This is a genomic window from Bartonella sp. CL100XZDX (assembly GCF_042195375.1).
Classification (GTDB): Bacteria; Pseudomonadota; Alphaproteobacteria; order Rhizobiales; family Rhizobiaceae; genus Bartonella.
Genome location: NZ_JBHIOH010000081.1, coordinates 1 through 16,609, shown reverse-complemented (window position 1 = coordinate 16,609; position 16,609 = coordinate 1). Strand labels below are relative to the sequence as shown.

At 38.1% G+C, this 16,609-nt stretch carries 13 protein-coding genes; 2 read left to right on the top strand and 11 right to left on the bottom strand.

Going from position 1 to position 16,609, the window contains the following annotated elements:
• Positions 1 to 164: 164 nt before the first annotated feature.
• Entirely contained in the window at positions 165 to 530 is a 366-nt protein-coding gene (locus tag ACFILU_RS08865; protein ID WP_273791326.1) for a hypothetical protein, read from the top strand.
• A gap of 44 nt (positions 531 to 574) precedes the next feature.
• Positions 575 to 1,024 (top strand): hypothetical protein, encoded by a 450-nt coding sequence (locus ACFILU_RS08860; protein WP_273791317.1) that lies wholly within the window; start codon positions 575 to 577, stop codon positions 1,022 to 1,024.
• Positions 1,025 to 2,329: 1,305 nt separating this feature from the next.
• On the opposite strand, the gene ACFILU_RS08855 is transcribed toward ACFILU_RS08860, so the two are convergent.
• The 11 genes from ACFILU_RS08855 to ACFILU_RS08805 all read right to left on the bottom strand — a co-directional run bounded on the left by ACFILU_RS08855 (position 2,330) and on the right by ACFILU_RS08805 (position 16,334).
• Positions 2,330 to 3,091, bottom strand: a complete 762-nt coding sequence (locus ACFILU_RS08855; protein ID WP_375675636.1) for a DUF4167 domain-containing protein — start codon at positions 3,089 to 3,091, stop codon at positions 2,330 to 2,332.
• A 1,689-nt stretch (positions 3,092 to 4,780) separates the two neighbouring features.
• Complete coding sequence (locus ACFILU_RS08850) at positions 4,781 to 5,224, bottom strand: hypothetical protein (protein WP_273791315.1); 444 nt, start codon at positions 5,222 to 5,224, stop codon at positions 4,781 to 4,783.
• Between the two features lie 2,225 nt (positions 5,225 to 7,449).
• Complete coding sequence (locus ACFILU_RS08845; protein WP_375675634.1) at positions 7,450 to 7,935, bottom strand: hypothetical protein; 486 nt, start codon at positions 7,933 to 7,935, stop codon at positions 7,450 to 7,452.
• 1,547 nt (positions 7,936 to 9,482) lie between these two features.
• Entirely contained in the window at positions 9,483 to 10,487 is a 1,005-nt protein-coding gene (locus ACFILU_RS08840) for a phage tail protein (RefSeq protein WP_375675633.1), read from the bottom strand.
• Positions 10,484 to 11,623 carry a tail fiber domain-containing protein gene (locus ACFILU_RS08835; protein ID WP_273791309.1) on the bottom strand — a complete coding sequence of 380 codons (1,140 nt, stop codon included), beginning with the start codon at positions 11,621 to 11,623 and terminating at the stop codon, positions 10,484 to 10,486. Before ACFILU_RS08835 ends, ACFILU_RS08840 begins: the two co-directional genes overlap by 4 nt.
• The gene (locus tag ACFILU_RS08830; protein WP_375675632.1) at positions 11,620 to 12,102 is read right to left on the bottom strand and encodes a hypothetical protein; all 483 of its coding nucleotides are present in this window, start codon (positions 12,100 to 12,102) and stop codon (positions 11,620 to 11,622) included. The genes ACFILU_RS08835 and ACFILU_RS08830 overlap by 4 nt, the downstream gene beginning before the upstream one ends.
• A gap of 317 nt (positions 12,103 to 12,419) precedes the next feature.
• The gene (locus ACFILU_RS08825) at positions 12,420 to 13,883 is read right to left on the bottom strand and encodes a hypothetical protein (RefSeq protein WP_375659827.1); all 1,464 of its coding nucleotides are present in this window, start codon (positions 13,881 to 13,883) and stop codon (positions 12,420 to 12,422) included.
• A 79-nt stretch (positions 13,884 to 13,962) separates the two neighbouring features.
• Positions 13,963 to 14,097 (bottom strand): hypothetical protein, encoded by a 135-nt coding sequence (locus ACFILU_RS08820; protein WP_375675631.1) that lies wholly within the window; start codon positions 14,095 to 14,097, stop codon positions 13,963 to 13,965.
• Positions 14,098 to 14,415 (bottom strand): hypothetical protein, encoded by a 318-nt coding sequence (locus tag ACFILU_RS08815; RefSeq protein ID WP_375675629.1) that lies wholly within the window; start codon positions 14,413 to 14,415, stop codon positions 14,098 to 14,100.
• Between the two features lie 21 nt (positions 14,416 to 14,436).
• A complete protein-coding gene (locus ACFILU_RS08810; protein ID WP_375659830.1) occupies positions 14,437 to 15,132 on the bottom strand; it encodes a hypothetical protein in 696 nt (231 codons plus the stop codon).
• An 83-nt stretch (positions 15,133 to 15,215) separates the two neighbouring features.
• On the bottom strand, positions 15,216 to 16,334 hold the full coding sequence (locus tag ACFILU_RS08805) for a N4-gp56 family major capsid protein (protein ID WP_273791303.1): 1,119 nt from the start codon (positions 16,332 to 16,334) through the stop codon (positions 15,216 to 15,218).
• Between the last annotated feature and the right edge of the window lie 275 nt (positions 16,335 to 16,609).

Sequence of the window (16,609 nt, the reverse complement as noted above, 5' to 3'; positions counted from 1 at the left end):
CATCTCAAAGGGGAAAACCCATCTCAAAGGGGAAAACCCATCTCAAAGGGGAAAACCCATCTCAAAGGGGAACTAAAAAACTTTGAAAGCGTTTAACAGTGAAGAAGCCCCTAGGCTGACAAATTGGAGTCCGCTCTGTCAACCTCTCATTTGGAAAATAATTGATGAATCCCCTTGTTTTTATCCTCTTATTAGTTTCATGTACAGATGATTTTAATAGTTGCTATTCGAACAATACAATGGTTAAAATCTATCCAACGGCTCAAGCTTGTGAACAAGCCATGGTACCGTCCACAAAAAAGTTTGCACTTTATGGACAACAAATTTTTGCCCAATGTATAAACGTACATGCAAATTTGCATCAACAAGAAGTAAACTTGATCTGGTCTGTAACAAACCATGGAAATTTTCTTCTTAAAAGCCAAAACGTAAAGGACAAGGTGTCTACAGTCCACAAAGAAGATATTTTACCAACATCGCTTCCTCTTTTGCATTCTTCTTCCACAAACCTCTTGCACAAAAAACTTTAAAAGCATAAACCCATCAGATCTCAAAAAAATAATCAATGAAAGACATGATGGATAATAAGCGAATGCAACCTTCAAAAGACCATCACACAGAGCAAAATTCTCTGCCTCAAGATCTCCCTTTAGACCCTGCCGTAGAACGAGTGAGAAAAAAACTTATGGGTTTAATGATTATTTCCGTTTTAATAACGCTTTTCCTTATTCTAACCGTACTGTTTTTAATTGTTTATAAAGTGATAACAACCGGATCAGCGCCAAAACAAACCGAGTTATCTTCCTCTCCCAGCAAAAACCCACACGTTATCCATCATACGCTCTCTCTACCGGAAAAAACACAGATTTTGTCGCAAAGCCTCTCAGAACACAATATTGTACTGAAAGTTTTAACCCCTGATGGACAAACAAAATTTATGATTTACAATTATCATACCGGTGCTCTAATCGCCGTTCTTTCTGTTGAAACAACAAAAGAGAGTTCGAAGATAATGCCTCATTAAGAAAACTAACATCAATAAGCGCTTAACATAGCATCCTTGAAGATTTAACATTTTCTGCAAGCCGACACTATCACACGCTTTGCCAACTCGTGGGTGTTGCCAACAGCCCTTGGCGCTAGAGAGAGTTCATAAGAGCCATTTTTATTCCTTTCTTATACAAATTTATCCACACGGGCTCTCCCCGTTTGCAACGTGCAAGCGAATGTTTTTTGTTGATTCAACATGGAACAAATTTGGACATGAGAGAATTCTAGGGGCTTAGGGGCTCCAATCTAACATTCAAAACAATGAATTATTATTATAAATCAATGTGATAAGCATTAAATATACACCACACGGGCGACGGCGCGTTTTTTACTGTATCCCCTCACTTAAATCTTGGAAAAGAAGAAACCTTTCTGTCAACGCATTCCCATTTTTAAGAAAACTGACATCACTTGGGAAAAGCTAATAAACGTGCAAGAAATACCTCTTCTTGAGTGCAAAAATTCAACATATTAATTTATAGTGATGATTTATTTTGCATGTCAAACGAGAATCTCAAATACTATAAGATTCTCCCTTTCAAATCTGTTCGTAAGAAACTGAATCAAAATCATTTCTTTACATATCCCAGCAAGGAAATGGATGAATAAAAATACCTCTTATGAATGATCCGGTATCAAAAGAAGAACTGTTGCAACATTGAAAATTAAAGCAATAACGCCCAGCTTACATCTTTTATTAAGCAAAGATAGCCGATGAATTTCACATAATAGAATTCATGAACACCAACGCGAAATGGGCATAAATACATTGAACAATATTAAATATAAGTGTGAATTAAATAAAACAACGACATTGCGTTCTTCATAAAAGAACTGCCTCTTAAAATACACGGATGCGGTTTTCTCTGTATTCCCTTACTTAAATCCCAGCAAAGAGGCAATCTTTTCTGTCAACACCCTTTGTTAAGTCTCAATACTGCCCGTGAAAATCCAAAGAAAGCGCAAGAAGCTTCTTGAGTATATACAATTTACTATCATGATACCAATAACATCACCATAAGCGCTTATACAGCACCTTTCAGGTTTAAACATTTTCCTCTGCCTCAAGATTGACCACTTGAGCGACGACGCATCTTTCTCTGTATTCCCTCATTTAAATCCCAGCAAAGAGGCAATCTTTTCTGTCAACACCCTTTGTTAAGTCTCAATACTGCCCGTGAAAATTCAAAGAAAGCGCAAGAGGCTTCTTGAGTATATACAATTTACTATCATAATACCAATAACATCACCACAAGCGCTTATACAGCACCTTTCAGGTTTAAACATTTTCCTCTGCCTCAAGATTGACCACTCGGCGACGGCGCGGTTTTCTCTGTATCCCCTCACCTAATCCAGGCAAGGAAGAATCCTCTTTTGTTGCTGTTGATGCATCTCCATTGCTAGAGCTTTCTGCTGTTGTAAGTGAAAGCTCAAGAGATGATTCATCTTGAGTCCGTACAGTACGTCGACGGGGAGAACGACGTGTTTTTTTGACGGGTTCAACATTTTTCTCAGAAAGACTGTGCTCTTGATCTGTTTTTCCATCCGATAGAGCCTCTAAAGCGTTTTCACGCGCATCCCCATTTTGCGCTTTATCATATTGGCCATTGCCATTTTTTTGCGACGACATTTGTAATACATCTGTATCACCCTCAACAGTATCCTTTTTTTCACCATAAAGATTTATTTCACCGCATTCTTGCCCATTGTTTTCATCACGATTTTCGTTTTCATCACCACGATTTTCATCACGCCGAACCGATTGAGACATTTGCCCAGCTGCTGCTAAAATAATACGCAAATAGTGCTCGGCATGTTGTAAATAATTTTCCGACATAACACGATCACCTGCACCTTGTGCATCACGCGCAAGGCTTATGTATTTATCGGCAATTTGCTGAGCATTCCCGCGAATTTTAACATCCGGACCGCTACTTTCATAATTGCGAGACAACGGATTAGGACCGCGACGATTATTATTGTTATTACCATTATTGTTATTATTGCGACCGCGTACCCGTCTATTTTGTTGTGGCCTCATCTTTATCCCTTTTTGGAGTGTTTGTCTTATTGTGTGTCTTAATTGACGCTTCCTCATTACATTATCTTTTGATAATGCTGATCATTTTTAACATACGATTATCAAGCTATCCGCGTTTATTTCACTCAAACGAACCCTACTGATATTGATAAAAGCATATATTTTCTTGAAAATCACAAAACAGCAGGGAAATCGTAAATCAAAAATTCCCTTTTTCTCTGTCAAACAGCAGAAATCTAATGATGTTCACGTAAAATGCCAAGTGTTTTTTTTAAATAAACCATATTTCACTAAAAAAATAATTATCTTGTGGAAAACAAAAAGGAAAACACACACACACAACATACCTGACAAAGAAAAAATTCCTGCCAGAGAATATTAGAAGCTTCCTTTTTTGCTCTAAAACCACAGCTCTTAAAAACGCCGATATTCTCTACCCCTCGTGCATTTAAACCACAAGCACTTCCATCCCAACGAGTCACTGCGCGAACCTCTTTATTTTATAAATATAGCCTCTCTTCATCGCTAAAGCAACCCCTTGCGAGCGACAATCCACGATCGCTTCACAAAACCTCTTGATTTTTATAGATAGATTAACACGAAGTATTATTCAAGCCCTATAATCACCAAGAGATCAATCTTCTTTCCCAAACAAGTTAATGATACTATCAATTTCTATTTTAACCCATAGAGTTTTTAAGTTAATCACAGTTTTTATTTATAACAAATTGAGCTTAAAAATAAAATATTTAAATACAAAAAAATATTAAATTATGAAAAACCCGACCAATATATCAAACTTTTTTTAAAAATCAGTTTCTTCTCAACAAAATACCCTCCTCAAAGCCTATCAATAAAAATGGGCTAATGCATTTCCTCACTTATCTTTTCTGATAAAGTATTTTCTGATAAAGAAAACTAGAATTATAAAACAAGCACATTTGTAAACCCAGCACAGCGTTTTACGCATGAAGCAGCCTTGAATGTTTATAAAAGGAAGTTTTTTTACTCATTTTTGTCATGTCTATTGACTTGCACCCTTAAAGAACGAAGATTCTCGAGTCACACTGGTCTGTCAACAATGAAAATTCTTATAAAATTCGTACAGTGAATTGGTTTATAATGATAATTCATATTTTTTGTGTTAAGTAAGAAAACTTAATACCGTAGGATTTTTCATTTTCTATCTGTTTGCTGTTGAATCAATCTCTTTTTCTTGCATGTTACACGTGGGGAAACCTGTGTGGAGTAAAAACAATAAAAAAGACTTAAAGTACCTCTTATGAACCGTCTCTAAGGCTAAAGGGCTGTCGAGAGACACCATTGGGAGCAAGCAAAGTGTGAGATAGTACCGGCTTACTCTTTTTTAAACCATAAAGATGAACATGCTCTATAAATTTTATACATTTTATGAGGATTATACCATTCACCAAAACCATTACGAAATGGATTTCCCACACTCGTTCTTCCCTTAAAAAAGCGCAACAAATCCTTCTGAAACTCCACCACGCCCCCTTAAACATTTCAAGGCGGCATCCATACCTTATGTCGCCACACCTTAAATAATAAGAAGTGCGATATAACAAGATAAATAAATCAGGTTGCTATTGGTCTTGAGGCAGATAGTCATTTAAGAGGCTTTTATTTTTTTATAAAAATTCGCATCCTTTTAACTTTCCGTATAAAAACTTAAAAGTAATTGCGCCTTTTGCCTGTTTTATTTTCTTTTTCATTGAGAAAACAGTCTCGTAAGAGAAAATAATTTCCATCCCCAGGACGGACCATCGTCAAACATTGTTTTTTAGCACTATCAGAAAGCTTATCCCACATTTCACGAATAGCAAAATAGGCCTCACTTTCCAAATTAAGACAATGCTGATAAACTTCTCTTTTCATATCGGGCATAACGGAAGCAGAAATTTCCTTGCAATATACGCGCAGATCAAAAACAGGAATAACCAATTCAACGGGTGCTTGTTGTGTTACTTTTTTATGAGAAGAAAAATAACTAACCACCTTAGCAACAACAAAACACAAAAACACTATACAAAAAAGTATTATGCAAACAAAAGCAATCTTGCGATATAATCTTTTGAAATAAGCCTTTTGTCTTGCTCGGATTCTTTTTTCCATAAAGATTGTACCCTTTAACATCCCAAGAGAAGCTTTTACAGCAAAAAATGATAGAAGTATTTGTGTATACAATACAGGTTATAGCAACAAACGATCAAGACTCTTATGTCAAAAGCCCCTCTTTTTTTTATCGTATAATTCTTATCGTATAAAATTCTTGTAAAACACTTTTCTCATGCCCTTTACGAAAAAATAGGGCTGATGATTTTCTCTCATCACCTTTAAAGACGAAGATTCTTCATCCATGCGGATCTATAAACAATTCGTCTTCTTTAAGACATGTCATATTGATTTATAAAGAGTATTTATTGTTTTGCATGTTGAATGAGAGACCCCAACACCATAGGATTCTCTCATTTCAAACCTGTTTATGTTAAATCAACCAAAACCATGTTGCTTACAAGTTACAAGCGGAGCTAGCATGTGGATTAAAAACTGTATAAGAAAGGCATATGCCTCTTATGAAGCGTCTCACGAACCAAGGCTGTCGTAATATTGGGAGCGAGCAAATATAATGATGGTGCGGGCTTGCCTCTACATAAGCGTAAAGATGGGAGTGCCAATGGATTTACCGTTATTCACCACACAAACACTTCATATATAAAATCTTACACGCCTTCTATTACCGCCCCCTCAAAAAGCAGTCGCTAAAACAAGATAAGAGATTATAGATGTAAAACTCCAAACAAAGAAAAGAATGGACTTGATAATCGAGATCAACAAACACTGTTAAAGACACATTTGCATTTTTGACCATGCTGGCATGCATGATAATACCCTTCAAGGGCATCACCATTTTATGCTTCGTCCCATATCATTCTCCGTCAAACAGTAACAAGATTCTTTAACTATTCAACGCCCCCAACCAAAGCAAAGAAACAAAAATGACGCCTGCATTTTTATTTGAATCTTCCCTATTGGGATAAAACACACAAGAATTTAGAGATTTCACTGCAAAACGAAATTACAAAATACAATGATGCGAAACATATCCAAAGCCATCTCAATAACAAATATATAGCGCCCCTGTTATTAGAAAGTAAAAAAGCCGCACCATTTAAAGGCGCGGCTTATGAATAGAGATATAACTAAATAAAATACAAAAGAAATCAATAATAAATACTTATACACAAAACGTATAGTATTGCAAGCTTTTTAATTATATTTATAAAAATTATCCAAAAATAGTATAAATAATGACATCTTCGTATTGAGGAGAGTTGTTTACAGCAATGCACTTTCTAAAATAAAAACGTATCAAATAAAACAAAATACTTTGTGGCTTTATTTCAATATAATCTATAGAAAACATACATAGTTTAAATCCATAATTATAATAAGACTCATTCTTTTACGCTTGTAAAAGCTGGTTTTTCTTAACTTACATTCACCACTTCAAAAGATGAAGATTCTTCATGCAATCTGATCTATCAACAGCCCAGATTGCATCGGGGTCCATTTGGCTTTCCCGCATGTGATTGATTTAAACTTAAAGCTCAACAAATAAGCCTGCCTTAAATATTTGCCATGCCCTTTAAAAAACACTTTTTGTATCATGGAAGCTCTTACAAAGAGGCTTGCCTTATATCATCACACCTGAAAGGACAGTCTTTACAGCATAAACAGGACAAGACAAATCAACAACCGCTTGTACAATCTTGTCTGATAAGAAAACAAGTGAAACGTTAGCCTTCAAGCCTGCTCCAACAGTATAGCATTTCTCTTCTTTATAAGAAAAGACACAACGATACGCATGATTTTCTTATAGGCATTTTTCTGCTTTTGTCCTTTTAGCAATTAACATTTTCTTTTTATGGGATTTTTAACAAATTAAAATTGCGATGAACTGCACTTTTTCTCTTTTTAAAAAGCGTAAAAATGGCAATTTTTTATAGATTTAAAATCATCAAACGCCCTATCCAAAAAGCTTTTTAAAATGATTGCAAGATTTTTTATCTTTTTTAAAACTTCTTTTGTCATGCGTTTTTGTTCGAACACGGCTCCTTTCTCTGTAGGCTTTAAAAACTTGCCCTTAGATTTCAATATGCGCCCTACTCTCCCCAACAACGCATGATCAACTTATCCTGCAACAACGCTTCTCTATCAATTTTTTACCCTTTTTTAACATCTCAAACAGAGTGCAATTCCAATCCCCACCGAAGATATAAATCAGGTTTATCTCATCTATAGCTTCAACCCATACATATTGTTATGATCACTCTTTTCTATTTTTCCTTTTCTAACAAAGAAGAAATCTCTCTAGAATGCTCAACACTGATGTCTTGAGCAACACTACTGTGTATTTTTAGCGGCTTATGTGCTGTAAATTTTGAAACAAAAGAGCTGTAATCTATTTTTGGCGCATCGTATATTGAAGAAAAAACGATGTCTCCAGCGGACGATGATTCTGTTTTAATTTCTGGTGCGCTCACAAAACTGCTTGATGTCGTTATTCCACCACTCACAACACTATTAATACTGTCTTGCTTCTCTTCGTTCTCATTGTTTTTCTGTTCGACATTGGTAAGATCTAGAGCATTTAATTTTTTTTCTAAAGCATCCATGCGCTTTGCAATTTTTGTAATATCTTCATATGCTTTCTTCAACAATGCGTTTAAAGGAGCATGTCCCATTCTTCCGCTAGCATAAAGAACCACACGAATACATTCCGGATCATCAATATCAGCAATAGAAAATGGAAAAAGTGCCATTATATCCCCCTTTTTGATAAGCTAAACGCGTATTAAGGCATTTGCATCTCTTTTTTCGTTGTACGGCNCAGAAAACCTCAGAAAACCTCAGAAAACCTCAGAAAACCTCAGAAAACCTCAGAAAACCTCAGAAAACCTCAGAAAACCTCAGAAAACCTCAGAAAACCTCAGAAAACCTCAGAAAACCTCAGAAAACCTCAGAAAACCTCAGAAAACCTCAGAAAACCTCAGAAAACCTCAGAAAACCTCAGAAAACCTCAGAAAACCTCAGAAAACCATATGAAAAGCTTTTGAAAAAAATTTCCTCATCGAAAATTTTTACAAGGTATTTTTTTAGATTATATTCTGTTTTCCACCTAAAATGTTGATTTTATCACCTGAAACCAAAGAGAAATGCATGTCACCTTGCATGCTGTGTCAGCTTTCCCCAAAAGGACAAAGCCCACACCGGTCTTTAAATAATGGCAATCAATAAACAATGCTTTGTAAACAATCTGGCTTCTTATCTAACAGATTTGACTTGGCTTCCCCCTTCAAATGCATCCTTGTAATGTATCCCCTGTCCAGAGTTACTCTACAAAAAAACGCTGCTTTAGGAATACACACAGACGAAAAACACCCCATGCATAAAATTTTAACCGCATCTCAAACAATGGTATTTTACAACACAACGGAATAAACTATTGTCTTACAGATTTTCTCGTATCACTCTCATCCCGTTTCAAGAAGTTGCCTGATAAGCACAAAATGCCATCTCAGAGGGTTCAATGCCTCACCACGTATTACAACGCATCGCCAACCTGCTGCTCTTGCCAACAGTGCGACCATTTTGAAAGCAAAGAGCCCTTTTTTCCTACACGCTTTGCCAAAAAAGAAAGCGCTCCATTTTGCCTTTTCTCGCTTTAAATAAACATATCCGTTGACCTCTTTCCACCACCTCAAAGGACGAAGATTTTAGCCCACATCGGTTTGTAAACAATCCAACTCTTCTGAAAGGATTCCGTCTGCTGCTCACTTATATGATTCACTGCATAATACTTAACCAAGCAAATCCTTCTCTAAACAGTTGCTAATGTATTAAATACTTTAAGCTATCTTACTGATATAACCACCTTCAATAATAGTGTTTTAATGACGGTGTTTTACGGTATAATAGGATAAATTTTACCCATGTTTTTTTTGTCATCGCACAGCAGCGCTTTAAACCCAGCACTTGAAATAATGGATCACGACACCACAAGAGAGAGGCATTTGGGATAAAATCTTTATTCCTCAGTAAAAAACGCCATGAATAAAGAAAGGTTTTTTGTTCTCCCTCTACCTTCAATAATCACTGTCTTGATCCTCTAAAGAACAATAGGCAAACTGACCTTTAGACATCCAACAAAGGCAGCACAAAAAATAAAATAATAAAGAGAGTTAAGTTTTTTCTAAAGCGCCTCAAAACTTTCTGCACAATATATTCTATAAGACTTTATATTCAATAAGACTTTTTTTCATAACAAACATTTTAGCATTTTTATCTTTCTCTCACACAGCTTTCATTCTCAGGCTTTGACAGCATAAACCACCGCCATATTGACGGGGCGTGTTTCATCCCCCCCTGTTTTTTGCAACAAGACCTTATGTTCATGCTCTCCCGCAGCCTTCGTTAACCGATCTTGATTGTAAACTTGAGCCAGATTTCTATAATATTCACCGTGATTCATATCCCAAACCACCTTGTCAATCATTGGATAACTATGCTGGTGGTTACCTGTTGAATCTGTTTTTCCCTCATGGGTATGGGATTGAAAAGACTCTTCTTGTCGGCTTCCCAAGCGACGTCCTTTATCAATTTCTTTTCCACTATCGAGCCCCCGTAAAAACATTCCACGCAAATCGGGAACATTGAATGTTGTTCTCCCGTCTCCTTTTCCCCATGTTTCTCCCAGAACAGCAAAGAGATTAGCATAGTTCCTTCGCGAATATTCTTTACCATCACACAGTAACCATCCAGAGGGTATTTTTTCTGTAGCAAAAGTCCCGATAAATCCAGAAGAAAAAGTTTCAGGCAAAGGAGGAAAGGGCGGAATTTCAGGAAGTTTTATAGTAGGATTGGTTAAAAACCAGCCATCAGCATTTTTCCCGGCAATATCACGCGTATAGACGATCTCATAAAGCCCCCCTTTTTGAATTTCCCCGCCCTTTAAAGGCATAATACCCTCTGGCGTTGCCATATAAGTTGGTCTTGGCGGCAATTGATTTAAAGAAATATTTGTTATTCCTCTGTTGACGCCTTGTGCTTTAAAGCGCACAACAATGCCATCCATATAAGTCTCAAAAAAAGACTTTGTTGCCAAACGAAGTGACGTTCTCTCATTTTTCACATCGACAGTAAACTGTGTTTCAATCCCGCCCCCATTATCCAACAAATATTCTTTGATGCGTTGCATCATAGCGCGAGCACTATCATTGACTGTGCTTGGCGGTTGCCCTTCTGCCCAGTTTATATTCTCGTCGACATAAGCATTTTCTGATGCAACAATTGACCAATCATAAATCGAGCTCATAGAAGATACTCTTTATTCAAAAAGGGAAAACGAGCAAAAAATGAAGAAAAGAAAGCCGCAATTTTATTTTTAGATGCCGGCATTTTCTCCATTTTCATTTTTTCCATTTTCAGGCCTATTTTGTCATAATCAACATGCAATAATTTTGTTTTCGCATTGACATAAACAGCTTCAGGGTTCACACGCAACACGTCTTGCGCCATAACGCCCTGATAACGTTGTGGATTTCCCTTATAATTAAAGGTATAAAGTGGATATCCCTTTTTCTGCCCCACAGGGATAATATTTTCTTTTGCTCTCACATCACAAAGCCCTAAAATTCCTCCGACCAATCCAAGTACTTGCTGCGCATCACGCAATGGATCTTTTGTCACAGAAGGCATTGTCGTGGATTTTCCGGAAGTCGTTCCGTAATTTCCAGCAGCCTGTGTCCCTACCTGTAACAAGCTTTGCAATCGGTTCCAATCTTGATTATCTTTTTCTGACCATTTTTGGCGTTCAGCATCTAAGACATTTTGGCGGTTTATATCTTGAATCATGCCCCCTTTCAAAGCATTGCTTTGCACGTTACTCTGTCCTTGATAATAGCTATTTGCCGCATTAACTTGATCATTCTGAGAGCGATCAATCATCTGGTTTGCATTCATCATATTGTTAATATCTTGATTATATTGCTGTGCTGCAGCATTTGTTGCCAAGGCGCCTAACTCATCGGCCAGCACACCAGTATGAGCCCCAGAGCCATAACGTCCTGCTCCCGACATCGATTGATTAATTGCATCGGACGTTTTATTCAGAGCATTTTGCAATGCAGTATTAAATTTACTATTGCTTCCAATCCAGCTTCCCTTAGCCATACCGGAAAGATTTGTAGCGCTGTTGGTTGGTGCATTCAACCATTGTGTTACCGTTGGATTGTTATAGAGCCCTGCTGCTTGTTGTAAACCGGTCAGCGCATTTTTTGTCATATTGCTAAGACCAGCGACTCTGTCTCCCTGATAAACGTTTCCGCCAATTCCTTTATTATAAAGTCCAAGTGCATCAGCACTGGCTTGTTTAAGAATATCAGCCGCCCAAGCAGGTGGAGCATTTGTTTGTGTTGTTGTCTGCACTTGAGGTGTGGTTTTTCTACTCATGGGTTCAGAACCTTTCTATATTGAATAAGATTACGAGAATATCCGTGATGAGCGAGCTTTTTCGCCCATCCAGTTCTTCCAAACATGTGCATTTCTTCAGCATTAATTGTTCGCGCCCATTTTTCGACTTCATCAATCAACTTGACCAATTTCAGCCCTCCCTCTCCAGCAAGATCAGAGAGAACGACGCATTTTTTTCCCGTATGGGTTATTTCAACTTTGGTAATTGCAAAAGCACTAAATTGGATTTTATTTTTTAAGACCAGCCACAATTGTGCTTGTCCTGTAGTGATTTCTTCAGCAATTTTTTCCAGACAAACATCATCCGGAAAGCGCTGAACATATTTTTTCAATGCAGCATTGAGAGCCTCTTGATAGGGAGCTATTTTTTCCCATGGCCACTGCTCTGTCAGATGAGCAGAATATAAATCTTGACTCTCTTGTATCATAATTTTAGTTCTTTTAGCTTTGTCACTCATCTCCCCTCAAATAACATCCCCCTACGCATTTCACGCATTCCATGCCCCCCCACACAATAAAAGAAAAAAAAGTCCCATTATCCCTTTGTCACAACAAAAAGGGAACTTTTTTCTTTATAAAAATAAACCATGGTGCAGCCTATTTTCCTTTATCGCAGAAAAGCATGAAACATAACGCACCACCTTGTTCTTCATATTATAAAGACACAGCTTATCGCATTGTGCCTTTGTTTATAAAGGCTTGGGAAGTCTATGGGGCATTTGTTCTTTAATAATAGAGGCTTGAGCCTATCGCACGGTATTACAAAAGGGCATGCCTATCGCATGCCGGCCCGCGTCAATTCCACATCAAATCCAGTGACATGAGTCCAATTCACCCCTTCAGGAATACGCAATTTAAAGCGATAAAACCGTGCCCTTGCACGACAGTGAATTTGTCCAGTATTATAAGAAGGCTGTTTTTCTGGCAACCAAACAGTTTCCTCTTCAAGAGATTGTCGAAAGCGCATTCCCACAGACAAATAAAACTTTCCACTATTGACTTGAGGCATAATATTTTTCACCCGTGTTATCATGCCATTTGTCTGCCCCATTTCTTGTGATGTCACGACACAAGCCATAGGACCCCCAGAAAACGAACCCAGTCTCCCCTGTTGATCAAATGCCCCCAGAATAGGCGATTCATTTTTCCAAGCTTTACTATCGAGAGAAAAGGACAAATCGTCAATATTCTTAGTCACAAAATCAAGACCTTCTAGGGTTGTTCCTGCTAAGAAAATAGGCAATATCATTTTGATATCGACGAGAGCTTTTGTCCATTTTTGCAATCCCCAATCATAAATGAGCAAGATACGTTTATGAAGATTCTCATCAGAATCAACCATCCAATAAACACGATTATACACCCCATCGATAGCAGCAGACAGAGTGTACAGATTATCCTGCCTTGATTTTGCGGTCATCGTTCGATCGACTTTTTCGAACCCAATGGGTATAATCTGTCCCTCATTTGTTATTTGATAAAACCCGCCCTCATCGGCAAAGAATGCTAAATCGCCTCTACAAACAATTGACTCAGCATTTTTTGCGCCTCGTTTATCGTGGATTTTTTGGAAACTAAAAATAATCTTAGAGCCAGGAATAAAAGAACCAGCATAGATTGCAGAACGCATAAAGATAATTGGATTTGTTGTCTCCGTTGCCCCTTGGACGAATCCGCCATCAGGAAAATCTTGATAATCACAACTTTTTTTTCCCACGGTCCAAAATTCAGCATCATTTAATCCAGACCAATGAACCCGTCTTGGATACTCAGTTAATTTCATCAAACAAACGAAATCTCCCCAGATTCGAACAATCCCTGCCTGTGGTGGATTTCCTCCTAAATTTCTAAATGTTTTATCATGATTAATATCAATCACTTGTGGTTTATCATTGGCATTCACAGCAATGATAAAATCACCAAACAAAGCAAAAGACCACGGAGCATCAACATTAGCCAGATAAGATTTTCCTTTTTGGCTAATATCTTTCCAGTTCATTGTTGTATTATCAAGTAAGTAGATTTTATCTCTTGTCCCGACAATAATAGAAACCCCATTTTTTGTTTTAACCGCAAGAGTGCCTAAGATTGGCTCCGGACAAGGCTCTGATAAAGGTTCAAAACTTGGCATAGGGATATAGGAGCCATCCGCCGGGAGCACATTAACAAGTTCATCGGTAAAAATTCCATTGATATCCGCCACATCGGGTCGATAATCAGCGATTGGGAAAAAAGCCATCAAGACCCCCATAAAATCTTTGAAGAGCCCAGTGCCATTCAAAACACCAAGGCTTATTGATAAAAAACCACAAAAGCCCTTAAAACTCTAAAGGCATAAAATTCAACAAAATAAACAACCTTAGATTGTTTAAAGCACCCAAAAAAACGATACCATCAATAATGTCCACCCCAACGCCATCCACCAGCGCCAAACCAAAATCAACTGCCCGCAATCACATCAACCCCCCACAATGACGGGGGAAAGAGCCATCAAGAGGCCCCCCCATAAAATCTTTGAAAAGCTCAGTGCCATTCAAAATACAAAGGTTTATGGATAAAAAAACCACAAAAGCCCTAAAAACTCTAAAGGCATAAAATTCAACAAAATAAACAACCTTAGGTTGTTTAACGCACCAAAAAAAAACAATACCATCAATAATGGCCACCCCAATGCCATCCACCAGCCCTTCACCATCAACACCCAACGCGCAAATCCAGCCATAAGTGACAAACCAGCCACCAGTGCCAAACCAACCTTCAACGCCAGCCATAAACGATTTGAAATGAACTTTTTAAAAACGCATTGGGCGAATCTTTGAAGAACCTTTTTGGCGCGATGTTTCAATGCGCAAAGCTTGAAGTTGTTCTTGAAAATCTCTGAAAGAAACGGCGGCATATTCAGGATCTTTAAGGATATTTTTATAAAGTTCATATTTTGCCCGTGCTTTAATAAGATCAAAAGCATAAATCAACCAAGGGTTATCATCCTCTTTCAGCTGTTCATCAGCAAAATGAACAGGAGCATAAGAAAGCTGTACAGTTTCCACATGTTCTGGTGTTGGAAAGAGTCCTATTTTTTGATCAAGGTACGTATAAAAGAATGGCGTTCCTAGCGCAGGATGCATACCATATTGTTGATGCAACACTTCCAAGGGCTTAAAGAACAACTTTGTTGGTGTTGCATTCTTTGTTACTAAAAAGACGCCCTCCAAACTCTTTTCTGCTTCAATAAAAACCCCCTCTTCTTGCCCATACCATGTTTTACCACTTTGTGTTTTAAACGTCCTTTCTCTTTTTTCATTAAAGAAAAAGGGTTCGCGTTCACACAAACGCAAAGCCGTAAAAATTGAATCTTGAATTTGCAGGGAATATTCCGCTGTTGTATCATCAATTTCATCTTGAATAAGCGCGACCATATAAGCAAAAGTTTTAGAATGGTCTGAATGTGTAAGGTTTAGATTTTGGGGATCAGAGGATAAAGTGGTCATAAGCCTGTCCTTGTTTCTGGAAGCATTTTAAATTTTTCCCCCAACAGATCCCTCTTGTTGGGGGAAGAGAGCAAACATTCGCTTTAAGCGGGTGCTCCATAAGTTGGGATGACAATAGTGCCAAAATCCTGAGCCCCTTGCGTACTTCCTGGCAAGGTAAAGCAAGTTTTTTTCATACCAATAATGGTTTTTGCCGCAACCCCGAATTCTCTTTCATAGTCGAAGAGTTCTTCCACCAATTTATAGCGTGTCGCCCCTCGATCTTTACCAAAAGCAATCACAGCACTCTGCGCACCAAGCAGAACAGCCCGCCGCACATTTGGCACAGCTTTATTAGCGGTTCCAGCTTCGACCCCTTCAGTAATATGTTCAGCTTCGCGCAAAACCACACCATTATACATGCCCAAAGACCCATCATAGAGCGGATTTTTGATACGACTTCCACTATAAATTGCCTTAGTAATGTCGAGCCATTGCCCCGCATCAGTATTGGTTCGCAATTGTGTCACTTGGGTTGGATGAAGATAAAGCACATAAACATTTTCCCCATCGATCCGCACGGGTCTAATTTTAGGATTTGCCAATTTAGCCCGTTCAACCGCTTTATCAATCAAGCTGAGATCAAAAACATCGTCTTCTTTTAAGTCCTCATCTTTTGCTTTATCGTTAGGACGTACCACACGTTTATTGGTTGGTGCCGTTGGCGCATTAAACCCATAATGAACAGGTTTAAGGGTAATCGTGCGTCCTTCAAAGTTAATTGTTTTTGCGGTATAACCACACACTTGAATGAAGAACATCATACTCAGACGATCTGCATACCAATCAACCAAACCATTTTTTGCCTCGGTGCGCAAATCATGGAGAATTCGTTGTTGATCAATCGTTCCCTCATTTTTGACACGCACGGCATGAACGAGTTCATTAATTGCCAAGCGATCATTGAGAAACTGTAAAGCTTCTTCATTGCCTTCCAATGTCTGCCCTTCGCTCACCCCATCGCCTAGCAACTGCACACGCAAATTAAAGCTAATAGCATCCCCACTTGCTTTTGTGGTTTCATCTTTTAATTGTACGATACTGTTTGAATCATTTCCAATCAACGGTGCAATTGGAAGTGCTTTTGAGACTTCTTGGTTTAGTAATTTAGACCATGTGCGCACTGCCATTGGGTCATTAAGTCCGATATAAGTTACAGTCATTTTGTCCTCTAAAAGTTTTATTGACATAAAAAACCCGGCAAAGCGCCGGTTGTTAAAACACCACATTTCATTTCAAATGGTGAATAGGTTGTTTGTGAGTTTTATCTAATTTCTGTTAGCGTCTGCCTCCCCCTTATAAGAGCTCTCCTCACCACATCCGTGCTGTGAGAAATCCCCCCGCATTCTCCTGCGCTAAAAGCCTCTTAACGTTCCCGAAAAAAACACTCCCCCGCATTCTCCTGCGCCAAAAGCCTCTTAACGTTCCCGCAAAAAAC